At 63.3% G+C, this 21,209-nt stretch carries 21 protein-coding genes; 11 read left to right on the forward strand and 10 right to left on the reverse strand.

The genetic code is table 11. From position 1 onward, the window contains the following. Nucleotides 1-86: 86 nt before the first annotated feature. On the forward strand, nucleotides 87-761 hold the full coding sequence (radC, locus tag E0D86_RS18220; protein WP_131651452.1) for a DNA repair protein RadC: 675 nt from the start codon (nucleotides 87-89) through the stop codon (nucleotides 759-761). A 10-nt stretch (nucleotides 762-771) separates the two neighbouring features. Here the strand turns inward: radC and E0D86_RS18225 are convergent, their stop codons facing one another. Next, nucleotides 772-2,106, reverse strand: a complete 1,335-nt coding sequence (locus E0D86_RS18225; protein WP_131651453.1) for a hypothetical protein — start codon at nucleotides 2,104-2,106, stop codon at nucleotides 772-774. Beyond that, a complete protein-coding gene (locus tag E0D86_RS18230) occupies nucleotides 2,106-2,552 on the reverse strand; it encodes a PaaI family thioesterase (RefSeq protein WP_131651454.1) in 447 nt (148 codons plus the stop codon). Before E0D86_RS18230 ends, E0D86_RS18225 begins: the two co-directional genes overlap by 1 nt. Before the next feature lie 143 nt (nucleotides 2,553-2,695). Here E0D86_RS18230 and E0D86_RS18235 point away from each other — a divergent pair, with 143 nt between their 5' ends. From E0D86_RS18235 to E0D86_RS18245, 3 genes are all read left to right on the forward strand, one after another. Then, a complete protein-coding gene (locus tag E0D86_RS18235; protein WP_131651455.1) occupies nucleotides 2,696-4,213 on the forward strand; it encodes a 3-hydroxyacyl-CoA dehydrogenase in 1,518 nt (505 codons plus the stop codon). A gap of 558 nt (nucleotides 4,214-4,771) precedes the next feature. Further along, nucleotides 4,772-5,989: a methyl-accepting chemotaxis protein gene (locus tag E0D86_RS18240; protein ID WP_371924092.1), complete on the forward strand. Its 1,218-nt coding sequence runs from the start codon at nucleotides 4,772-4,774 to the stop codon at nucleotides 5,987-5,989. A 117-nt stretch (nucleotides 5,990-6,106) separates the two neighbouring features. After that, the gene (locus E0D86_RS18245) at nucleotides 6,107-6,631 is read left to right on the forward strand and encodes a DUF962 domain-containing protein (protein ID WP_131651457.1); all 525 of its coding nucleotides are present in this window, start codon (nucleotides 6,107-6,109) and stop codon (nucleotides 6,629-6,631) included. 12 nt (nucleotides 6,632-6,643) lie between these two features. Here E0D86_RS18245 and E0D86_RS18250 read toward each other — a convergent pair whose 3' ends face one another. The 4 genes from E0D86_RS18250 to E0D86_RS18265 form a co-directional block, all read right to left on the reverse strand. Beyond that, nucleotides 6,644-7,390 (reverse strand): hypothetical protein, encoded by a 747-nt coding sequence (locus E0D86_RS18250; protein WP_131651458.1) that lies wholly within the window; start codon nucleotides 7,388-7,390, stop codon nucleotides 6,644-6,646. Between the two features lie 173 nt (nucleotides 7,391-7,563). Continuing rightward, nucleotides 7,564-9,114 carry a phospholipase D family protein gene (locus E0D86_RS18255; RefSeq protein ID WP_177493067.1) on the reverse strand — a complete coding sequence of 517 codons (1,551 nt, stop codon included), beginning with the start codon at nucleotides 9,112-9,114 and terminating at the stop codon, nucleotides 7,564-7,566. Between the two features lie 59 nt (nucleotides 9,115-9,173). Next, on the reverse strand, nucleotides 9,174-10,484 hold the full coding sequence (locus E0D86_RS18260; RefSeq protein ID WP_131651459.1) for an FAD-binding oxidoreductase: 1,311 nt from the start codon (nucleotides 10,482-10,484) through the stop codon (nucleotides 9,174-9,176). Nucleotides 10,485-10,599: 115 nt separating this feature from the next. Next, a complete protein-coding gene (locus tag E0D86_RS18265; protein WP_045431082.1) occupies nucleotides 10,600-11,088 on the reverse strand; it encodes an Lrp/AsnC ligand binding domain-containing protein in 489 nt (162 codons plus the stop codon). A gap of 149 nt (nucleotides 11,089-11,237) precedes the next feature. On the opposite strand from E0D86_RS18265, the gene dadA reads away from it, so the two are divergent. From dadA to E0D86_RS18295, 5 genes are all read left to right on the forward strand, one after another. Further along, nucleotides 11,238-12,536, forward strand: a complete 1,299-nt coding sequence (gene dadA / locus E0D86_RS18270; RefSeq protein WP_131651460.1) for a D-amino acid dehydrogenase — start codon at nucleotides 11,238-11,240, stop codon at nucleotides 12,534-12,536. After that, nucleotides 12,511-12,867, forward strand: coding sequence for a RidA family protein (locus E0D86_RS18275; RefSeq protein ID WP_131651461.1), 357 nt, complete (start codon nucleotides 12,511-12,513; stop codon nucleotides 12,865-12,867). Before dadA ends, E0D86_RS18275 begins: the two co-directional genes overlap by 26 nt. A 110-nt stretch (nucleotides 12,868-12,977) precedes the next feature. After that, nucleotides 12,978-13,526, forward strand: a complete 549-nt coding sequence (locus tag E0D86_RS18280) for a cupin domain-containing protein (RefSeq protein ID WP_131651462.1) — start codon at nucleotides 12,978-12,980, stop codon at nucleotides 13,524-13,526. A 163-nt stretch (nucleotides 13,527-13,689) separates the two neighbouring features. Then, entirely contained in the window at nucleotides 13,690-14,112 is a 423-nt protein-coding gene (locus tag E0D86_RS18285; protein WP_131651463.1) for a cytochrome c5 family protein, read from the forward strand. 143 nt (nucleotides 14,113-14,255) lie between these two features. Beyond that, nucleotides 14,256-14,774, forward strand: a complete 519-nt coding sequence (locus E0D86_RS18295; protein WP_131651464.1) for a cupin domain-containing protein — start codon at nucleotides 14,256-14,258, stop codon at nucleotides 14,772-14,774. Nucleotides 14,775-14,786: 12 nt separating this feature from the next. On the opposite strand, the gene xpt is transcribed toward E0D86_RS18295, so the two are convergent. From xpt to E0D86_RS18315, 4 genes are all read right to left on the reverse strand, one after another. Beyond that, a complete protein-coding gene (xpt, locus tag E0D86_RS18300) occupies nucleotides 14,787-15,359 on the reverse strand; it encodes a xanthine phosphoribosyltransferase (RefSeq protein ID WP_131651465.1) in 573 nt (190 codons plus the stop codon). A 190-nt stretch (nucleotides 15,360-15,549) separates the two neighbouring features. Next, the gene (locus E0D86_RS18305; protein ID WP_256681265.1) at nucleotides 15,550-16,140 is read right to left on the reverse strand and encodes a DUF1080 domain-containing protein; all 591 of its coding nucleotides are present in this window, start codon (nucleotides 16,138-16,140) and stop codon (nucleotides 15,550-15,552) included. Nucleotides 16,141-16,145: 5 nt separating this feature from the next. Then, entirely contained in the window at nucleotides 16,146-17,762 is a 1,617-nt protein-coding gene (locus E0D86_RS18310) for an alpha-amylase family protein (protein WP_131651466.1), read from the reverse strand. Further along, a complete protein-coding gene (locus E0D86_RS18315; RefSeq protein WP_131651467.1) occupies nucleotides 17,762-19,297 on the reverse strand; it encodes an alpha-amylase family glycosyl hydrolase in 1,536 nt (511 codons plus the stop codon). Before E0D86_RS18315 ends, E0D86_RS18310 begins: the two co-directional genes overlap by 1 nt. A 185-nt stretch (nucleotides 19,298-19,482) precedes the next feature. On the opposite strand from E0D86_RS18315, the gene gap reads away from it, so the two are divergent. Further along, nucleotides 19,483-20,490 (forward strand): type I glyceraldehyde-3-phosphate dehydrogenase, encoded by a 1,008-nt coding sequence (gene gap / locus E0D86_RS18320; RefSeq protein WP_131651468.1) that lies wholly within the window; start codon nucleotides 19,483-19,485, stop codon nucleotides 20,488-20,490. Nucleotides 20,491-20,492: 2 nt separating this feature from the next. Then, entirely contained in the window at nucleotides 20,493-21,116 is a 624-nt protein-coding gene (locus E0D86_RS18325; RefSeq protein WP_131651469.1) for a cyclodeaminase/cyclohydrolase family protein, read from the forward strand. The last annotated feature ends 93 nt before the right edge of the window (nucleotides 21,117-21,209 follow it).

The raw sequence follows: 21,209 nt of genomic DNA on the forward strand, positions 1-21,209 counted from the left end.
CCGGCGGGGAGCCGGTCGTCGTGAATAAAAGGCCGCTAAGATAGCACAGCGCCCCTAGAGCGGCGCGCGCTCGACATGGAGGTGACATGAGCATTCGTAACTGGCCTGCGGCGGAACGCCCGCGAGAAAAACTGCTGGAACACGGCGCGGCGGCTCTTTCCGACGCGGAGCTGCTGGCAATCTTTTTGCGCACCGGCGTGGCCGGCAAGAGCGCCGTGGATCTGGCCCGGCATCTGCTCAGCGAGTTCGGCAGCCTGCGCGCGCTGCTGGAAAGCGAGCTTGAGTCGTTCAGTGATCACCTTGGATTGGGGCCGGCGAAGTTCGCCCAGCTGCAGGCCGTACTGGAAATGTCGCGCCGGCACCTGGCCGAGCGCATGCGTCGCGATTCGGCGCTGGAAAGCCCGCAGGCGGTGCGCGATTACCTCAAGGCGCGGTTGCGACATGAGCCGCATGAGCTGTTCGCCTGCCTGTTTCTCGACGCCAAGCATCGCGTGCTGGCATTCGAGGTGCTGTTTCACGGAACCATCGACGGTGCCAGCGTCTACCCGCGGCAGGTGGTCAAGCGCGCGCTGGCGCAGAACGCGGCGGCGGTGATCCTCACTCATAACCATCCCTCCGGCGTCGCCGAGCCGAGTCAGGCCGACCGGCAATTGACCCGCAAACTCAGCGATGCGCTGGCGCTGATCGACGTGCGAGTGCTCGACCATTTCATCGTTGGCGATGGCGAGCCCTTGTCCATGGCCGAATACGGCTGGATGTGAGCGCCATTGCTCATGCCAGCAGCGGTACCAGCAGCAGCGGGACGAGCACGCTGAGCACGAAGCGCCCGTTCCAGCCGACGGCGATGCGCCAGGGTGATAGCTGGGCGTGGCGCGCCAGTAACAATGCCGAGGGGCCGTAGGGCGATAGCAGCATCGCCAGGGAGAAGCCGAATAGCAGCGCCACTGCCGGCTGCAACACCGCAAGGCCCTGGCTCGCCAGCTGTGCCAGCAGCGCCGCGCACAGGTTCAGCGAAATGAGCGGGGCGACTCCCAGCAGCGCCAGCGCCATGATCGCCAGGGTGCCCACCGCGCCCACCGCAAACAGAGCGAGCGGGGTATCGCCGAGGTGATCGGCCAGGTGATGCACCGGCAAGATCGCCGCCACCAGCCCGGCGAGCAGTGCAGAACTGGCGAAAATGAACGTCTCGTTGCGCATGCCGAGCAGGGTATCGTTGACCTCGCGGAACACCTGGCGCGGCGCTGTTCGTTGCCAGAGCAGGATGACGACCACCGAGAGCGGGACCAGCAGCATCGCGGCCTGGGTGGCGGAAAGCCAGGTCAGCGCGGCCAGCACGGCAATCAAGACGATGCCGATCAGGCTACCGATGAACAGGCCGCGCAAGCTGCCGCCAGACTGCGTCGAGGGATCGACCACAGGTTGGTCGGCCAACTGTTGTAGACGGCGGTTTTCGGTCGGCCAGCCGAACAGCAACAGGAGCATGCCGCCGATGAGCCCGAACGGCAGCAGTGCGCTCCAGCTCAGGCCAGGCAGCTCGCGGGTTAGGATGGCGACGGCGACGCTGGTCGGCGCCAGCAGCGGCACCAGCGCGAAGCCGCGCAGCGCGGTGACCATTACTCCGCGCCGGCCCTCGTGGCGCTGGGCGTCGCTGTAGGCACGACGTTCGAGGTGGTTTTCCAGCGAGCCGCAAATCAGATTGAGCATGCCGAAGCTGAGCACCGAGCTGATCGCGAAAGTGCTCATCAGGTAACCGGGATAGAGCCACGCGCGTGGTCCCGCCAGCAACAGGCGATGCAGGTCGCTGAGCTGCCGAAGCCGCTTGACCAGGCAGTGCATCAGACCAAGGGCGCCAATGAAGGCTGCGTAGTAAGCCGCCGATGACAACATGCGCGCAGCCTGTTGCCAGTTCGCCCCGCCGGACAGCAACCAGTAACCGAGTAGAGCCAGGGTGACCATGGCCAGCCGTCGCGGGTAGGGCATCAGCGAACGCCAATGCCAGACGAAGAACACTGCCAGCAAGATGCCGCTGGCGACACTCAGCGGCTGCAGTCGGGTGATCAGCGCCAGTAATTCGAAGAGTAGCGCCAGTGGCAGCAACACGCTCATTAGGCCGGCAGCTCACGACGCAGGGCGCCACGCTTGAAGACTCCTTCGCCGAACGCGATCAACCGATCCTGGTCATCCAGCAGATCGCAGCTGGCCATGAATACCTTGTGCCCGGCCGAGCGGCAGCGGGCAATTGCCCTGACCTGACAGCCCGCAGCAGCGGGCGCGCTGAAATTGATGTTCATGGACAGTGTCAGTGCGACGCGGCGCTCGGCCGGGTCCGGCTCCCAAGTGCCGCACAACCCCATGGCGACATCCATCAGCGTCGCCATGACCCCGCCGTGCATGTTGCTAGCATTGTTCAGATGGCGCGGCAGCAGATCCAGCGCGAGGACGGCGTATTCCGGACCGTAAGCCAGCAGTTGGCAGCCGATGTCCTGGAAGAAGCCGGTAACGGAGGCCTGAACCTGCTGTAATTGCGCAGGTGAATATATAGAAGTGGACATGGCGTTTCGGTCGAGGATGGCTTGCTAAGGAGACTGGCAGTCTTTAGGCTCTGGGTCAATCAAGGCGAAATGTTATTCCGCACTGCGGAATTTTAAAGGTGGATCCGAACAGTCGCAACGCTATCTTCATCGAGGAGGTTCGTATGTTTTCCCGTATCGGCATCGTCGGCGCTGGCGCCATGGGGCGCGGCATCGCACAGTTATTCGCCAGCGCTGGTCAGCAGGTCTGGCTGTATGACAGTCGTCCCGAAGCCATCGAGCAGGCGCTGCAATTCAACCGTGAACTGCTCGAGCGCAGCGTAGCCAAGGGCCGCTTGAGTGCGGATGAATTGCCGGCGGTTCTGGAACGCATGCAGCCGGCCCATCAGCTGACCGAACTGGCCGGCTGCGATTTGCTGATCGAGGCCATCGTCGAGAACCTTGAGGCCAAACAGAGCCTGTTCGTCGAACTGGAGGGCTTGGTCGCCGCCGACGCCGTGCTCGCGACCAATACCTCGTCGCTATCGGTGACCCGCATCGCCAGCGCCTGCGCGCAGCCCGAGCGGGTAGCCGGCTACCACTTCTTCAATCCGGTGACCTTGATGAAGCTGGTCGAAGTGGTTCGCGGCGAGCGCACCGACCCTGCGGTTATCGAGCGGCTGGTGCAGCTGGCCGAGCACGCCGGTCACTTTCCAGCAATCACACCCGACACGCCCGGCTTTCTGGTCAATCACGCCGGCCGGGCCTACGGCACCGAGGCACAACGCATCCTCAGCGAGGGCATTGCCACGCCGGAGCAGATCGACCGCATCCTGCGCGACGGTCCCGGTTTCCGCATGGGGCCGTTCGAACTGTTCGATTTGACCGGACTGGACATTTCCCATGCGGTGATGGAGTCGGTGCACGACCAGTTCTATTACGACCCGCGCTATACGCCGTCCTATCTCGCTGCGCAGCGGGTGGCCGCCGGGCTGCTCGGGCGCAAGACCGGGCAGGGGTTCTACCGCTACGAGAATGGTCAGCAGATTCGCTCGCCGGAGCCTCGCTTCGAGCCGGTGACCCTCGATCGACCGTTCTGGCTCGACAGTATCGAGCCCGAACTGCGTAGCCATATTGGCGCGGTCCTGCAACAGGCCGGCGCGGTGCTCGAAGACGGCGTCGATCCGTCGAGCCAGGCGATCTGCCTGATCACGCCGTTGGGCGAGGACGCCAGTAACTATATCGAGCGGCTGGCGCTACCGGCCGTGCGTACCATTGCCCTTGACCCGTTCAGCGACCTCGATAAGCGCCGCGTGCTGATGCGCCAGCCCGCGCTGGATCCGGCGCTGGAAGCGCAGGCGCGCCAGGCGCTCGGTGCGGATGGCGTGCCGGTGGAGGTGATCAACGACTCACCGGGCTTCGTCAGCCAGCGCATCATTGCCAGCATCGTCAACCTCGGCTGCGAAATTGCCCAGAAGGGCATCGCATCACCGGATACGCTCGATCGCGCCGTGACGGTTGCGCTCGGCTATCCGAAGGGGCCGCTGGAATTCGCCGATCACTACAACCCCGCACGAATCCTCACGATTCTGGAAGGCATGCAGGCCTGCTACGGCCACGAGCCTCGCTATCGTCCGAGCCCATGGCTGCGGCGGCGAGTACAGCTTGGGCTGCCGCTGACCGCGCCGGATGCGCCGCGCTGAACGCATCCGGAGCGTTCGATCGGCCCGCGAGAGAGCTGTTTAAGGTTGGCAGCGTGCTGCCGTTAACCCGGTAGACCCGGATGCCGGGCGGCGTGACGTACAGTCCATGCCGCTTGATAAAAGCCAGTTGCTACCAAGGAGTTATGTTCATTGGTGGCCAAGAGGGGTACAACTCGCTCGTTACCGGATGAAAACAAGAGGCCATCGATGCGCCCTGCCTTCCGCCTACACCCCAATGTCTGCCTGTTGCACGCGGTCTCGCTGCTGGCGCTTTTGTCCTTCCTTGAGTGGATGAAACTGCCGTTCTACCTCATCGCCCTCTCGATATTGCTGCTCAGCCTATGGCCCTGGTTAGGTCCGTGGCGCGTCCAAACGGATCCGCCTAGTTCGGGCGACGCCAATGCTCAGAGCTCTGCTGCGCTGAGCAAAAGCCTTTCGCGACACACTTGCCACAACGCCCTGTCGGCGGCTCAAGTGTCATTCAGTGCCGAGCAACTGGCGGCACGCCTGCAATCGCAGCTGGCGGTGATCAGCGAGATAGCCAATGGCGCCGAGGCGATGACCGCGACCGAGCAGGACAGCGCCAGTCGCGCGGGCCATGCACTTGAGGCCGCCGAAGCGGTGCGGCGCAGCAGCGACAGCGGTCGAGCCGAACTGCAGCATGCTATCGAACGCATGCAGCGGCTCAGCGCACAGACCGAAGCCAGTCGCGAGCTGCTCGACGGGCTCTCTGCGCGCACTGAAGAGATACGTCAGATCACAGATGTGATCCAGTCCATCGCCAGCCAGACCAACCTGCTTGCGCTCAACGCGGCGATCGAGGCCGCGCGTGCCGGGGAGGCCGGCCGCGGTTTCGCGGTGGTCGCCGATGAGGTGCGCAACCTCGCCGGGCGCACCAGCAGCGCCACCAAAGCGGTCGGACGAATGGTGAGTGATATCCGCGAGCAGAGCGGGGCGGTGGTCAGCCATATCCAGAAACAGGCCAGCGAACTCGACGAAGCCGCCGAGCAGATTGCAGGCACCGGCGCCCAGCTCACCGGTATTGCCGATCTGGCTGGCAATGTCGAAACCCAGGTGGCGGAAATTGCCTCCGGTACCGCCAATAATCACGAGCGACTCGCGCAGCTTTTCGTAGCACTGGACCAACTGCGTGGCGACGTGCTGGAGAGTGAGACTCAAACCCGTCAGCTGGAGCAGTCTGCAGAGAAGCTCGTCGGCCAGGCGGAAACAGTCAGCGAGCAGCTCGCCGAAGTGCAGCTCGACGACTATCACCAGGGCATCTTCGATCTGGCACGAGAGGGCGCGGCGGCTATCGGTGCGCGCTTCGAGGCGGATCTACAAGCCGGTCGGCTGACGGTCGATGATCTTTTCGATCGCAATTACCAAGCGCAGCCGGGGACCAATCCGATCCGCTATAGCACTCGCTCCGATCGTTATGCCGACGAAGTCCTGCCGGCCATTCAGGAGCCGTTGCTGGAGCGTAACGATGCGCTGATCTATGCCATCGCCACTACGCCGGACGGCTACGTGCCGACCCACAACCGCGCCTTCAGCCAGCCTCCGGTCGGCGATCCGGAGGTCGACAAGGTCAAGAGTCGCAGCAAGCGGCTGTTCAATGACCGCACCGGCGGGCGCTGTGGCAGCCACCAGCGCAAGGTGCTATTGCAAACCTATAGCCGCGACACCGGCGAGTTGATGCATGACCTTTCGGTGCCGATCATGGTGGGCGGCCGTCATTGGGGTGGTCTGCGGTTGGGCTATCGCCCCGAGCCTTAGCGGGCAATGGCGCGTTGGCACAAGCGCCTTGACCTTTGGCACTCGTCCACCACGGGTTGCCGCCCCGCATATCGACAAGCTGGCTAAGCTTGCCGGACAGCATCTGGAGCTCGCCCTATGAAAACCCTGACCGACCACTTGGCGCAGTACGCTGCCTATCACCGCGACCCGCGCAACCTGCTCAGCCATTTCATTGGCATTCCGATGATCGTGCTGGCCGTCGCGGTGTTGCTGTCGCGTCCCGGCGTGGAGGTTTCTGGACTTTGGCTGAGCCCGGTTGCGTTGGTCGCATTGGCCTCGGTGCTGTTCTATCTGCGGTTGGACCTGCGCTTCGGCGCACTCATGGGGGTGGTGTTGCTGCTCTGCGTCTGGGTCGGTGCCCAGCTGGCGCAGCAGACGACCGCCATCTGGCTGAGCGCGGGGGTTGGATTGTTCGTGGTGGGCTGGATCATCCAATTCGTCGGGCATTACTACGAAGGACGCAAGCCCGCATTCGTCGACGATCTCACCGGGCTGATCATCGGGCCGCTATTCGTCGCGGCCGAACTGGGGTTCATGCTCGGCTTGCGCGAGCCGTTGCGTCAGGCCATCGAGGCGCGAGTCGGGCCGGTACGGCTGCGTCAGCGCCCGATCGATGCCTGACCTGGCGCACCGTCAGGGAACGAGCGCCATCCACTGATCGCTGAGACTGCGGGCATGGCGGTCCACCATGATGGGCGCGAACGGCCGGCCAGACGCGGTATTGAAGCTGTTGTTGCCGCTGTTCATGTCTTCGAGCGCCACCTTGAGGAAATCCCAGCGGGTCTTCAGCTTGGCGATGGCTGGGTTTGATTGGCTGTCCAGGGCGGCGAGTTGCTCATCGATGGAGGGCACCAGGTGTCGCTCGTCCTGCCCAAGGTAGGTGTCCGGTTGTTCGCGAGCCGTTTCGAAGGAGCCCACGTAGGCGCGGCTCAGGTACTGAACGGTCAGGTATTCCACCTTGGCTGGCAGTTCGGCGCGGAAGTCAGCGCCTTGCTGGCTGCGTACCTCGCTGAGGAAGTCGCGTAGCGCCTTACTCATCTGCAGCGGCCAACCCCAGGGCATGTCGTCTTCTTCGTAACCGAAGCCAGCCCCTTCGCGCAGTGTGGCCTGCAATGTCTGATGCAGCTCGCGCAGCTTGTTACTGGCGGCGGGGAAGCTGTTCAGCGTGTCGGTTAGTGCCTTGAGGTCGCCTTCCATCCTTGCCAGATGGGCTTTCTGAAAACCTTCGCCGCGGTAGAGCAGAAGACTGCTGGCCGCACGGTTGGCATGGATCTGCATGCTTTCCAGAGCGGTGAAGGATTGAGCCTGGGCGGAATTGAGCAGCGCTGGGAACCAGCTCGCCAGCACAATCACCATCAATATCCATTTACGATGATGCATGTCGCGCTCCTTTTTATTTTTATAGAAGCAGTGCCGTATCCGGCATCGTGCGGCAGCCTAGCTGCCCGATGGCACCTTGGTACCATGGCGAGAAGCGAAAGCAAGCGAGGCGGCGGTTTCGCTGGGTAGATTGGCGGAAATACCTTGCAACCTCGATACGTTGCAAAGGTCGCTCAGAGCATCCGTTCCAGCCCGATCCACTGACTGAACCAGGCGTTGAAACGCCGCCAGGCGCCACCTGGCTCATCCAGGAGCACCTTGCGCCGGCCCTCGTCTTCAGCGATCCAGACCAACTGCTTTTCACCGTCGAGCTCGACCAGTCGGACCTCGTAGCTTACCGCCGGCGAGGTGCCTTCAAGTGTCAGCCGCTGGACTTCCCCGGCCAGTTCGGTGCTCTCGATCAGAATGCCGACTTCGGTGTTCCAGAGAACCGAACGCGGATCGAAGTTAAACGAGCCGAGAAAAACTTCCTGCCGGTCGAATACTGCGCCCTTGCTGTGCAGGCTCGATTCCGACTCACCGCTCAGGTTGTAGGACGCCTCTTGGTCAGGCTGCCGGCGCAGCTCGAACAAACGCACGCCGGCTTCGAGCAGCTCGCGACGATAGGGTGCGTAACCGCCATGCACGATAGGGACATCGGTCGCTTCCAGCGAGTTGGTGAGAATGCGGATGGCCACGCCGTTTTCGGCGTGGTGCGTGAGGTAGTCCACTCCGTCCTGGGTGGGGACGAAGTAGGCGGAAATCAGCGTCATCTCGCGGGTGACGGCGTCCATGCTTGGCTGCAGCTGGGTGGTCAGCAGCAGGTGCTCGTCGGGAATGCCGTCGGCGGTGATCTTGTCCGGGTGGTCCCACATGGCTTCGCCGGGCGCCCAGATCAGCCCCTGCAGCCACTGCGCCAGAGGCGGCCCGTCCAGTTCTGCCATCAGCCTCTGGTAGCGCTGCGGAGTGCGCTGGCGCTCCGCTTGCAGGTACTCCACGATCTGCTGGCGCGCTTCGTCCAGCGCCGCGACGCTAGGGGGACTGCGCAGGAAATGCTGGATAGGGACGCTGAGACCATGGTTCCAGTACTGATCGAAGCTGGTCGCCAGCTGCCGGGCCACCGGCCCGGCGCCAAGCAGATCGATGTCAGTGAAGTTCAAGCCTTTTTCGGCATCGAAATATTCGTCGCCAAGATTACGCCCGCCGACGATGGCCAGGCTGTTATCGGCCAACATCAGCTTGTTATGCATGCGCCGATGCTGCAGTGAAAGATGCAGCAGTCGACCGACAGTGCGGGTAACGATGTTGCTGCGCCCGACATGCAGGGGATTGAAAACGCGGATGAGAATGTTCGGGTGGGCTGCCAGGGTTGCGATTTGATAGTCGCTGCCGTCGCTGGTCGTGTCGTCGAGCAGCAAGCGGACCCTGACGCCGCGATCGGCAGCCTTGAGCACTTCGTCGATCAATGCACGGGTGCTGAGGCCGTCGTGGACGATGTAGTACTGCACGTCCAGGCTCGTCTGGGCTGCACGGATCATTCTGACTCGAGCGGCGAAGGCTTCGGCGCTGGAAGACAGCAGGCGAAAGCCCGAATGCCCGGACGGCTGGTCGACGGCCAACGCTTCGATTCGCCGTCCCAGTTCCGAATCCTGGCTTGGCAGGGCGTGGCTCGTGGGTGCGGTAACCAGCTGCCCGGCGCAGCCTGCCAGCAACAGCATCGCCACGAACACCAGATGTTTGCGCAAGGAGCACCTTTTCGTTGTTAGGGTTCCATGACGATTGGACGTCAGCGCAACGGTGAAATTCAGAACTGGTCCTTGAGCCTGTACCAGAGCATGCCCAATGCCAGCAGCGGAGAGCGCAGCCGCTGGCCGCCAGGGAAAGTCGGGTGCGGTACGCGGGCGAACAGATCGAATCGTCCTTGAACCTGGCCGCTGATGGCTTCGGCAAGCAGTCGCCCGGCAAGGTGGGTGGCGTTCAGCCCGTGGCCGGCGTAGGCCTGGGCGTAGTACACGTTAGGCTGATCGGGCAGTCGGCCGATCTGAGGTAGCCGATTGGCGCCGATGCCGATCATCCCGCCCCACTGGAAATCGATGCCTATGCCGCGCAGCTGTGGAAACACCTCGAGCATCTTCGGCTGCATATAGGCGGCGATGTCCTGCGGGTCGCGCCCGGAATAATGGCAGGCGCCGCCGAACAGCAAGCGCCGATCGGCCGAGAGGCGAAAATAATCCAGCGCTACCCGCTGATCGCAGACCGCCATATTCTGCGGTAACAGTTCATGGGCCAGCGCCTCGGGCAGCGGCTCGGTGGCGATGATATAGCTGCCGGCTGGCAGTACTTTGCCGGCGAGTTCCGGATTCAATCCTCGCAGGTAAGCGTTGCAGGCGAGCACCAGTTGTCCGGCGCGGACGCTGCCGTGCGCGGTATGCACGCGCACCTCGTGACCGTAATCGATTCGCGTGACTGCCGACTGTTCGAACAGGCGTACGCCCAGCGACTGCGCGGCGGCGGCTTCCCCGAGCGCCAGATTGAGCGGGTGCAGGTGTCCCGAGCCCATATCCACCAAGCCGCCAACGTAGCGATCGGAGCCAATCACCTCGCGCATGGCATCCTTCGCCACGCGGCGCAGCGGATGCGGATAGCCCAGGCGCATGAGGTCGGCGTAATCGGCGTCGAAGCCCTCGACATGTCGCGGCTTGGTCGCGAGATCGCAATAGCCCCAGGTCAGATCACAGTCGATGGCATGGCGCTCGATACGCTGGCGGACGATATCGACCGCCTCGAAGCCCATGCGCTTGAGCGCGTCGACGCCTTCGGCACCGATTATCGACTGGAACTGTTCGACGTCATGACCAACGCCGCGAATCAACTGGCCACCGTTGCGCCCGCTGGCGCCCCAGCCGATCCGGTGCGCTTCCAACAACACCACCGACAGGCCGCGCTCGGCCAATTCGATCGCTGTATTGAGCCCACTGAAGCCGCCACCGACGACGCAGACGTCCGCAACCTGCTCACCTTCCAGGCGTGACAGGGCGAGCCGCTGGTTGACGCTGGCTGCGTAATAGGAGGCTGCGTGATCTTCGCTGTGAATGGCCGCTTGGCGGGTGTGCATGAACGAACCTTGAGTTGATGGCGTGCTTCAAGGGTAGACCGGAGTCGGGCTGGGGAGCAAAAAGCAGCTAGAAGCTAGAAGAAAGGCCACAGTCCAGGCTCCCAGCTTCCGGCCACTACTCTGGCACCGGCAGTTCGAGCGACTCCTTCACCTCTTCCATGACGATATAGCTCTTGGATTCGCGCACGTGCGGCAGCTTGAGCAGGATGTCACCCAGCAGCTTGCGGTACGAGGCCATCTCCGAAATGCGCGCCTTGATCAGGTAATCGAAGTCGCCTGATACCAGATGGCATTCCAGGACGTGCGGCAGCTTCAGCACGGCGCGGCGGAACTCTTCAAAGATATCGCCGGATTTGTAGGCCAAGCTGATCTCGACGAACACCAGCAGCCCGCCCTTGAGGTGCTGCGGGTTCAGTCGCGCGGTGTAGCCCATGATGATGCCCTCGCGCTCCAGCCGGCGGACCCGCTCGGTGCAAGGCGTGGTGGACAGGCCGATGCGTTCGCCCAGCTCGGTAAAGGGCATGCGGCCTTCTGCCTGGAGCAGACGGAGGATCTGGCGGTCGATCTTGTCCAGCTCGCGACGGGTCTGATGCTTGGTTCGCATAGGTTTATCGCCTCCAAGAAAAGCGTTTTAGACGTGAATAAAACGCAAATATAGCCGTTTATATGGGTAAAGCCACTAGTCGACACTTTCTATACTCCGCATCAACAGTGACTCGAAAAAGCCCGGCAGCGAACGGGTGGGAGGCAGCGATGCGTGTTCTGGTGATGGGTGGTGGAGTGATCGGCACGACCAGTGCCTATTATCTGGCTCGCGCCGGCTTCGAAGTGGTGGTCGTTGACCGCCAGCCGGCCGTGGCGATGGAAACCAGCTTTGCCAACGCCGGGCAGGTGTCGCCCGGTTACGCCTCGCCCTGGGCTGCGCCCGGCGTGCCGCTCAAGGCCATCAAATGGCTGCTGCAACGGCACGCACCGCTGGCGATCAAGCTCACCGGCGACATCCAGCAATACCTGTGGATGGCTCAGATGCTGCGCAACTGTACGGCGGCGCGCTATGCGGTGAACAAGGAGCGCATGGTGCGGCTGTCCGAATACAGTCGGGATTGCCTCGACGAGCTGCGGGCCGAAACCGGCATCGACTACGAAGGTCGGCAATGCGGCACGACTCAGCTGTTCCGCACCCAGGCGCAGCTGGACAATGCCGCCAAGGATATCGCCGTGCTGGAAGCATCCGGCGTGCCCTACGAACTGCTCGATCGCACCGGCATCGCCCGTGCCGAGCCGGCGCTGGCCAAGGTGGCCGACAAACTCAGCGGCGCGCTGCGCCTGCCCAACGACCAGACCGGCGATTGTCAGCTGTTCACCACCAAGCTGGCCGAGATGGCACGTGAGTTGGGTGTGGAGTTCCGCTTCAATCAGGACATTCAGCGCCTGGAATATTCCGGCGACCGCCTCGACGGCATGTGGATCGACGGCAAGCTGGAAACCGCCGATCGCTATGTGCTGGCGCTGGGCAGCTACAGCTCGCAAATGCTCAAGCCGCTGGGCATCCGCGCTCCGGTTTATCCACTCAAGGGCTACTCGCTCACCGTGCCGATCAGCGACCCGACCATGGCTCCGGTATCCACGGTGCTGGATGAAACCTACAAGGTCGCCATCACCCGTTTCGATCAGCGTATCCGTGTGGGTGGGATGGCCGAGATAGCAGGTCACGACCTGACGCTCAATCCGCGCCGGCGCGAAACCCTGGAAATGGTCGTCGGTGATCTGTTTCCGCTGGGTGGCGATCCGGGCAATGCGGAACTCTGGACCGGGCTGCGACCGGCGACGCCGGACGGCACTCCGATCATTGGCGCCACGGCCTATCGCAACCTGTTCCTCAATACCGGCCACGGCACCTTGGGCTGGACCATGGCCTGCGGGTCCGGTCGCCTGCTTGCCGATCTGCTGGCCTCCAGGCGCACCCAGATCAGCACCAACGGGCTGGATATTTCCCGTTACGGCAAAACCAAGGAGACGCGCAAGCATGCCCATACAGCGCCTGCACACTGATGTACGCATGAGCCAGATCGTCATCCACGGCAACACCGTCTATCTGGCCGGTCAGGTGGGTGAGGACATGAGTGCCGGCGTCGAGCAGCAGACACGCGAAACCCTCGACAACGTCGAGCGGCTGCTGCGTCAGGCCGGCACGGACAAGCAGCACATTCTGTCGGTGACCATCTACCTCAAGGACATCGACGCCGACTTTGCCGGCATGAATGCGGTCTGGGATCAGTGGTTGCCCGACGGCGTCGCGCCGGCACGCGCCACCGTCGAAGCCAAACTTTGCGAGCCGGAAATCCTCGTCGAGCTGTCGGTCGTGGCGGCGCTGCCGGAGTAAATTTCGCCTGTCGCCGTCAGTCCCTTCATTCCATTTGATGTGTTGAAAATACTGAACGCCCTCGCCATCATAGCGGCATTGTTTTTCGCGCTTGATTGAGGGCTCCCGTATTGGACGTCGGCGTTCGACTGCAAACCATCCGCAAACTCAAGGGCCTGTCCCAGCGCGAACTCGCCAAACGTGCAGGCGTTACCAACAGCACGATTTCCATGATCGAAAAGAACAGCGTCAGCCCGTCCATCAGCTCGCTGAAAAAGGTGCTGAGCGGCATTCCTATGTCGCTGGTTGAGTTCTTCTCACCCGATTTCGAGCAGGACAGTGACACCCAGGTGGTCTATAAAGCGGGCGAGCTGATCGATATTTCCGACGGCGCGGTGAGCATGAAGCTCGTCGGCAAGGCGCATCCGGGACGGGCCATCGCTTTTCTCTCCGAAACTTACCCGCCCGGCTCCGATACCGGTACGGACATGCTGGCGCACCAGGGCGAAGAGGCTGGCATGTTGGTCGAGGGGCGTCTGGAACTGACGGTGAGCGGGCAGACCTATCTGCTCGAAACCGGCGACAGCTACTACTTCGAAAGCAGCAAACCGCATCGTTTCCGTAATCCGTTCGATACGCCTGCCAAGCTGATCAGCGCGACCACGCCCGCGAATTTCTGAACCTGCCCGGCAGCATTTGCGCAGGTGAGCTGGCGGTGCGACACGGCGTCGCTGGGCAGGCCTGCGCGATATGGGTTGTTTCGGCAAGCATGGCTTGCCGCTATACTAGCCGCCGCCCGCGTAACCGTGGCCGCGGGCGTGTCTAGCCACATGAGGGTGTAAGGTGAACCTGATTAAGAAGATCCTGGTAGCACAGACTGCCGTAGTGGCCCTGTGGGCAATGAGCGCTCAGGCTGCGACCAACGACGACATCGCCGAGCGACTCAAGCCGGTAGGTGAAGTATGTATTCAAGGTGAAGAGTGTGCAGCGGCCGGTCCGGCAACTGCTGCCGCTGGCGGCGCCGCTCGCAGTGGCGCAGACGTCTATGGCAAGTTCTGCACCGCCTGCCACGGCTCCGGTCTGCTCAACTCACCGAAGACCGGCGACTCTGCCGCCTGGACGGCCCGTGCCGACGCAGCGGGCGGCCTGGATGGCTTGCTCAAGCATGCCATCAGCGGTATCAACGCCATGCCGCCTAAAGGCACCTGTGCCGATTGTTCGGACGACGAGCTGAAAGCCGCCATCCAGCACATGTCCGGCCTCTAAGCTTCTGCTGGACAGACATCGCCGCCTTCGGGCGGCTTTGTCGTTTCTGGCGGGGAGAAAAGCTGCGGAGCATCGGGTCGAATCTACGAACCCGTTCCGAGGGCCGGCGTGATACCGGCCCTTGGCATGACGATGAGGTGCCCATGCCCAGTTCCGCCCCGCAACCCGAGCAGCTGCATTTTTCCAGTGACGGCCGCACGCCGAACAGCCCGCATCCGGTGCTGGTGTACCGGCAGTTACCGCTGGCCGATAATGACTACGCCAGCGCCTTCGAGAACCTGTTCAACAGCCATCTGTGGCCGGCGCAATGGCGCGCGAGCGTCTTTGACTATCATCACTTTCACTCCACCGCCCATGAAGTGCTCGGCGTTTCGCGTGGCTCGGCGCGGCTGATGGTTGGCGGCGAGCATGGGCAGGAAGTCGAGGTGCGTGCGGGTGACGCGTTGGTGCTGCCGGCCGGTACCGGCCACTGTCGGCTGAGCGCCAGCGAGGACTTCGAGGTGGTCGGCGGCTACCCGGTGGGGCAGCAGTACGATCTGCTGCGCCCGGACGAGCGCAGCCATGATGAGGCGCGTGCGCGCGCCGAGCGGGTCGGCGTACCGGTCAGTGACCCGATCGCCGGGACCCAGGGCGCGCTGGTGACGCTGTGGCGCAGAGAGTAACGCGGAGGGTCGTTACTCGACGAAAACCACCTGGCCATCCGCCAGCGCGGCGACGCGGGCCAGCGATTCGACGCGGAAGCCCGCTTCTTCCAGTTCCTGACGACCGACTTGGAAGGATTTCTCGATGACGATGCCGAGCCCGGCAATGCTCGCCCCGGCCTGCTGAATGATCGACACCAGGCCCTTGGCCGCTTTGCCGTTGGCCAGGAAGTCGTCGATGATCAGCACGCGGTCGGCAGCCGACAGATGGTTGGTGGAGATCGCGATGGTGCTTTCCACCTGCTTGGTGAACGAATACACCGAGGCGGTCAGCAGATGGTCAGTCATGGTCAGCGACTGATGCTTGCGAGCGAAGATCACCGGTACGCCGAGTTCCAGGCCGGCCATGATCGCGGGCGCGATGCCGGAGGCCTCGATGGTGACGATCTTGGTGATGCCTTCGTCGCGGAACAGCCGGGCGAATTCCTGGCCGATCTGCTGCATCAGCACGGGGTCGATCTGATGGTTCAGGAAGGCATCGACCTTGAGTACTCGGTCGGACAGTACGATGCCTTCATCGCGGATCTTCTGTTTCAGCTGTTCCACAAACGCGCTACCTCATGCGTGGGCGGCCCGGTACTTCTGACGATTCGCCGTCCCGAAAGGCGACTGGGCGCTACGCCACGATGGCGAGCGCCCAGCCCGTTTCGATCCTGCATCCATTTCGCCAGCGTTCCCGCTGCCTGGAAAGCCGCGCATTGTCGCTCAATTCCTTGTGCGGGTCCAAGCGGAGCTTTCAGCCCGGCGTTTCGATCGACAAGCGGCGAAAGCGTGCGGCCTCCCCATGGTGCTGCAGCACGATGAAGCCCTCCGTGGCCTGGGCGAAGCGTGGAAAGGCGGCGAACTTGCTCTGCGCGATGCGGGCGTGCAGACCTGGATCGTCGAGCCGATAGCCGAGCACGCAACGGCCGCGCAGCCAGTGTTCGACATGACCCTCGCGAACACTCACTGCCGCATTGACGAACTCCCCCTGCTCGATGGGCGTTTCCGGCTTGGCTGCCAGCAACCCGTACAGCGCGCCGTTGCGCGTGGTGGGTTCGCGGCCGTCGGGGTGGCCGGCGTCATCGAGCAACTGCATCTCTGGGCCGCTGTGCCAACTCTGTTCGGCAGCGTCCTCGACTCGGTAGAGCACGCCCGAATTTCCGGCGATCGGCAGGGCGAATTCAAAACGCAGGACGAAATCGCGATAGCGCCGCCTCGACACCAGATCGACCCGCGGCGCGCCAGCGATGGCCTGTAGCTCACCGTCGTGGCGCCGCCAGCTGCCGGTGGGAAAGTCGTCGGTATGCCAGCCGCGCCAGTCATCGGCATCGAGTTGGATTTCCATGAGCCTTAGCCGAACAGCTGCTGTTTACGGCGCAGCCAGCGATAGCCGTAGCCGCGCAGACGTAGCCGTAACGGATGACCCTGGGGCTGCTCGTAATCGCTATCGGCCAGCACGTCGACCATATCCTGCAAATCCTGCTCGGCGATTTCGACCTCGACATCGCGATCCGCCAGATTCACCAGCATCAGAACGGTCGAATCGTTGTCATGGCGGATTGCAAAGACCGAGGGACACCCCGTCTCGACCGGTCGATGCTGGCCCCCGCCGATCTCGCGCAGACCGATACGAGTACGGATCATATTGCCGGTCTTGGCCATCAGGGAGTCGTCACGCAGGGTTTGGGCGTACACATTTATCCGTGAATGGCCGAACTCACCGTCTTCGATCACCGGCGCGGCCAGCTGCTTCGCGTCCGCGCAGGAAAACCCGGCGTTGGGTTCGTTGGACCATTGCATCGGCGTGCGCACCGCCAGGCGCTCGGGCCGTGACAGGTCCTCACCCATGCCGATTTCCTCGCCGTAACGGATGATCGGCGTACCGGGCAGCGCGAACATCAGCGCATGGGCCATGGCAAGACGTCGCTCGTCGCCGTCGAGCATCGGCGCCAGACGCCGACGGATGCCACGGTTGTAGGCGCGCATGTCTGGGTCGGGGGCGAAGGCCTGCATCACCTCTTCGCGCTCATCATCGCTCAGGCGCTCCAGATCCAGCTCGTCGTGGTTGCGCAGCCAGATGGCGTACTGCGCGCGCTCGGGCGGTTCCGGCTGGTGTTCCAGTGCCCGATGCAGGGGCTCCGCCTCGCTGCGTGCGAGCGAGAGGAAGAAGTGGTTGTTGGCCCAGAAATTTAGCAACAGGGTCAGTCGATCGCCTTCGCCAAAATAATCGCGGTATTGCTCCGGCTCGACGTCGACCTCGCCCAGCAGCACCGCTTCCGGGCGACGCAGGGTGACGAAATCGCGCATGTGTTCGAGCAGCCAGTAGCCGTCTCCTTCGCCTTCGCCGGCCTGTTCGATCAAGTGTGAGGCGGCGTCTACGCGAAAGCCCGAAACGCCCAGGCGCAGCCAGAAGGCGATGATGCGCTCGATTTCTTTGATGACTTTCGGGTTGGCCAGATTCAGATCCGGCTCATGGCTGTAGAACAGGTGACGGTAGTACTGGCCGGCTTCCTCGTCCCAGGTCCAGACGCTGTCCTCGATGGTGGGAAAGATCGGCTCGATGCTGTCGTCCGGCTCGTCCGCCCAGATGTAATAGTCCCGATAAGGCGACTGCCGATCGCGCCGCGCCTCCTGAAACCAGCGATGCTCGGTGGAGGTGTGTTGCACCACCAGTTCGATCATCACGTGCAGGCCCAGCTCCTCGGCCTTTTCCAGCAGGTACACCACGTCGGCGAGATCGCCGAAACGGGGGTCGACCTGCAGGTGATCGCTGACGTCGTAGCCGGCATCCTTGAACGGCGATTGATAGAAGGGCATCAGCCAGACCGCCGTGGCGCCCAAACCGCGCACGTAATCGAGGCGCTCGGTAACCCCGCGCAGGTCGCCGCAGCCGTCGCCGTTGACGTCGAGAAACAAGGACGGGTCGACTTGATAGATCACCGCATTTCGGTACCAGAGTGGGCGCATCAGTGTTCCTCCGGGCTGAGAATCAACGCCTGGCCTGCTGCCAGCTCGCCGCTGTAGGGTTCGCCTTCGCCCTGGGCGTCGCTGGCAATCTCAATCTGCCAGTGCCCATTGATCGGAAAGGCATGGGGTTCATCGGCGAAGTTCAGGCAGATCACCCGCAGGTCATCGCCCAGCTGCCGCCGGTACGCCAGCACGTTCGGGTGCGAGGGCAGTTCGTGCCAGTCGCCGTGCAGCAGCGCCGGGCTGCCTTTGCGCGCGGCGATCAGGCGGCGGTACAGCTCAAGGGTCGAGCCTGGTGCGCGCAGCTGGCGTTCGACCGCCAGTTCGTCGCTTTCCGGCGGAAAGGGTAGCCAGGGCTCGTCGCCGTCCCAGCCGTGGGGAGCTGTCGCCAGCCAGGGAATCGGTGCGCGGCAACCATCGCGTCCGCCGGGGTCGACTTGCTTGTCCGGCGCGATCACCGCGTCCTCCAAGCCCAGCTCTTCGCCCTGGAAGATGAACGGCGTGCCGCGCAGGGTCAGCAGCAATACCGCGGCGGCATGGGCGCTGCGCAACGAACCCTGATAGCGGCTGCGCTGGCGATGGTTGTCGTGATTGGACAGCACCCAGGTCGGCCAGGCGTCGGCCGGCTTCAGCAGCGCCTCGACGTCGCGGATGCAGGTGCGGAACATCACCGGCTCCCAGGGCGCGTCCAGCGGCTGGAAATTGAACGACATGTGCAGCTCGTCGCCAGCCCCGTAGTATTGCAGCACCCGTTCTGTTGAGCGGATATTGACCTCGCCGACCAGCACGCGCTCGCCGGGATAGCTGTCGACCAGCCGGCGCAAACCGCGCAATACCTCGTGGCTGTAGGGCTGGTCGTTGAATTCCACCAGCGGCTGACCGGCCAGGCAGCGCGGATCGTCCGCGAATGTCGGCTCCTTACCCGTGCAATGAATAACGTCGACGCGAAAGCCGTCGATGCCGCGATCGAGCCAGAAGCGCAGCACGCCATGCATCGCCTCGACCACTTCGGGGTTGCGCCAGTTCAAGTCCGGCTGCTCGGGCAGGAACAGGTGCAGGTAGTACTGCTGGCTGTGCTCGTCCCAGGTCCAGGCGCTGCCGGCGTTGAGTGCGGCGCGCCAGTTGTTCGGCTCGTCGCGCCAGATGTACCAGTCGCGTTTCGGGTTGTCCCGCGAGCTGCGAGATTCAATGAACCAGGGGTGCTGATCGGAGGTGTGATTGGGGACGAAATCGAGCAGCACGCGGATCCCGCGGGCATGCGCCTCTGCGATGAGCCGGTCGATATCATCCAGCGAGCCGAACAGCGGGTCGATGTCGCAGTAATCGCTGATGTCGTAGCCGGCATCGCGCATCGGCGAACGGAAGATCGGCGACAGCCACAGGGCGTCGACGCCGAGGTACTGCAGGTGATTGAGGTGGCGCAGCACTCCATTGAGGTCGCCGATGCCGTCTTCGTTGCTGTCGGCGAAAGACCGCGGATAGATCTGATAGACGGTGGCGCCTTTCCACCAGGGTGGCTGGGTTGACTCGCTCATGCTCGTTCCCTTTTCTGGTGTTCGTTTCCGGTGTCCGGCAGGCCGGCTTGGCGGACCTGTCTGGTTACGACTGATGTGGGCCGCTCGGGTTCGCCGTTCGGCGATCTTCTTCGGATGCAGTGAACGACCACCGTGATCGTCCGACTAATCTTGCACAAGCCTCAACGACCGTCTGGGAGACCGCCATGTTGCGTATTGCCATCAATGGTTATGGCCGTATTGGCCGAGCCGTGTTGCGAGCCCTGTTCGAACGTAATCTGGAAAGCCAGATTCGTATCGAGGCGATCAATGACCTCAGTGACCGGGCTGCGATGGCGCATCTGACGCGCTTCGACACCACCTTCGGGCGCTTTCATGGTCAGGTCGACCTGCACGAGGACATGCTGCAGATCCGTGGGCAATCGATTCGACTGCTGCAGGAGCGCGACCCCGCGCAGTTGCCCTGGAAGCAGCTCGGCGTCGATGTGGTGCTGGAGTGCTCGGGCAAGTTCAAGAAGCGCGCGTTGGTCGACCAGCATCTGCAGGCCGGAGCCAACCGGGTGTTCGCCTCGCACCCGCTCGATGGCGCCGACCTGACCGTGGTCTATGGCGTCAACCACGAGCTGCTAGGCACCCAGCGGGTGATTTCCAATGCGTCCTGCACCACCAATTGCCTGGCGCCGTTGGCCAAGGTGCTGCATGAGGCGATGGGGATTCGTCAGGGCCTGCTCAATACCGTGCACGCCTATACCAACGACCAGAACCTGCTGGACAAGGCACACAAGGACCTTTACCGCGCCCGTGCCGCGGCGGAGTCGATGATTCCCTCGACCACCGGCGCCGCCAAAGCCATCGGGCTGGTGTTGCCGGAACTGGCCGGGCGGCTGGACGGCCTGTCGGTGCGGGTGCCGACGCCGAACGTCTCGCTGGTGGACCTCACCTTCGTTGCCGAACGTGCGCCTGCGGGCGTCGAGGCGGTCAATCAGATCTTGCGCGACGGCGCGCAGACGATGCCGCTCGGGGTGATGGAGTGCAACGATTTGCCGTTGGTCTCGCGTGACTTCTTCGGCTACCCGGCATCCTGCGTGGCCGATCTCAGCCACACGCGCGTGCAGGGCGATCTGGTCAAGGTGCTGGCCTGGTACGACAACGAGTGGGCCTTCTCCAACCGCATGCTCGACGTGCTGCTGGCCTGGGGCAACGGCACGGTCTGAATATGGATAGCCCAGCTGGTGACAGCGTCTGGCGGCTATCGCTGGCCGATTTCCGCGATGCGACGGCGGCGGATCGGCCTACACCAGGCTGTGGCGCCGCTGCTGCGGTGGTTTCGGATATTGGCCTGGCCCTAGTGCTCAAGGGACTGAGAATCAGCGAGTCGCGCGGCAGCGAGCCCGCGCGGCGTCGGTTGTTACAAACGGCTGAAGGCCTGATCGGCCGGCCCGGCGCGTTTGCCGATGCGGATATACGCGCCTTCCAAAATTATCTGCACGCCAGCCGCGACGATACGGCCGATCTCCAAACGGCCTCACGCCAAGCCTGCGCCGTGCCCTTGGCGACTGCGCACAGCTGCCTGGAGGCGCTGGAGCTGGCCAATGAGGCCTGGCCGCAAGTTGCCGTAGTGGTGCGCAGTGACGTGCAGGCCGGCGCGCTGCTCATCCATGCGGGGCTCAGCGCCGCGTTGATCAATGTCGATGCCGACATGGCAAGCCTCGATGACGCCTCGGCGCGCGAACAGGCCGGACGCTCGCGCGAACGCTTGCAGAATGACGCCGACAAGGTCTTGCAACAATTACTCGACCAGGCTGGGGCCGACGCCAGCGATCCACCCGAATATTCCTGAGTCGGGGTTCACCAACCTTCAAGCACAAGTCAGCTTGCTGGCAGATGCGGCTCTGCGCGCGAGAAGCCTCATGTCAGCGAGCTGGCATGTACT

It is taken from the genome of Pseudomonas sp. IC_126 (genome assembly GCF_004331835.1).
Lineage (GTDB): Bacteria > Pseudomonadota > Gammaproteobacteria > Pseudomonadales > Pseudomonadaceae > Stutzerimonas.

Bases quoted from the DNA above. Each gene is read 5' to 3' on its own strand.
- E0D86_RS18225 (WP_131651453.1), bottom strand. From the start codon at position 2,106: ATGAGCGTGTTGCTGCCACTGGCGCTACTCTTCGAATTACTGGCGCTG.
- E0D86_RS18295 (WP_131651464.1), top strand. From the start codon at position 14,256: ATGCCCAGTTCCGCCCCGCAACCCGAGCAGCTGCATTTTTCCAGTGAC.
- E0D86_RS18310 (WP_131651466.1), bottom strand. From the start codon at position 17,762: ATGCGCCCACTCTGGTACCGAAATGCGGTGATCTATCAAGTCGACCCG.
- E0D86_RS18230 (WP_131651454.1), bottom strand. From the start codon at position 2,552: ATGTCCACTTCTATATATTCACCTGCGCAATTACAGCAGGTTCAGGCC.
- gap (WP_131651468.1), top strand. From the start codon at position 19,483: ATGTTGCGTATTGCCATCAATGGTTATGGCCGTATTGGCCGAGCCGTG.
- E0D86_RS18235 (WP_131651455.1), top strand. From the start codon at position 2,696: ATGTTTTCCCGTATCGGCATCGTCGGCGCTGGCGCCATGGGGCGCGGC.
- E0D86_RS18245 (WP_131651457.1), top strand. From the start codon at position 6,107: ATGAAAACCCTGACCGACCACTTGGCGCAGTACGCTGCCTATCACCGC.
- radC (WP_131651452.1), top strand. From the start codon at position 87: ATGAGCATTCGTAACTGGCCTGCGGCGGAACGCCCGCGAGAAAAACTG.
- E0D86_RS18325 (WP_131651469.1), top strand. From the start codon at position 20,493: ATGGATAGCCCAGCTGGTGACAGCGTCTGGCGGCTATCGCTGGCCGAT.
- E0D86_RS18275 (WP_131651461.1), top strand. From the start codon at position 12,511: ATGCCCATACAGCGCCTGCACACTGATGTACGCATGAGCCAGATCGTC.
- E0D86_RS18315 (WP_131651467.1), bottom strand. From the start codon at position 19,297: ATGAGCGAGTCAACCCAGCCACCCTGGTGGAAAGGCGCCACCGTCTAT.
- E0D86_RS18305 (WP_256681265.1), bottom strand. From the start codon at position 16,140: ATGGAAATCCAACTCGATGCCGATGACTGGCGCGGCTGGCATACCGAC.
- dadA (WP_131651460.1), top strand. From the start codon at position 11,238: ATGCGTGTTCTGGTGATGGGTGGTGGAGTGATCGGCACGACCAGTGCC.
- E0D86_RS18250 (WP_131651458.1), bottom strand. From the start codon at position 7,390: ATGCATCATCGTAAATGGATATTGATGGTGATTGTGCTGGCGAGCTGG.
- E0D86_RS18265 (WP_045431082.1), bottom strand. From the start codon at position 11,088: ATGCGAACCAAGCATCAGACCCGTCGCGAGCTGGACAAGATCGACCGC.
- E0D86_RS18240 (WP_371924092.1), top strand. From the start codon at position 4,772: ATGACCGCGACCGAGCAGGACAGCGCCAGTCGCGCGGGCCATGCACTT.
- E0D86_RS18260 (WP_131651459.1), bottom strand. From the start codon at position 10,484: ATGCACACCCGCCAAGCGGCCATTCACAGCGAAGATCACGCAGCCTCC.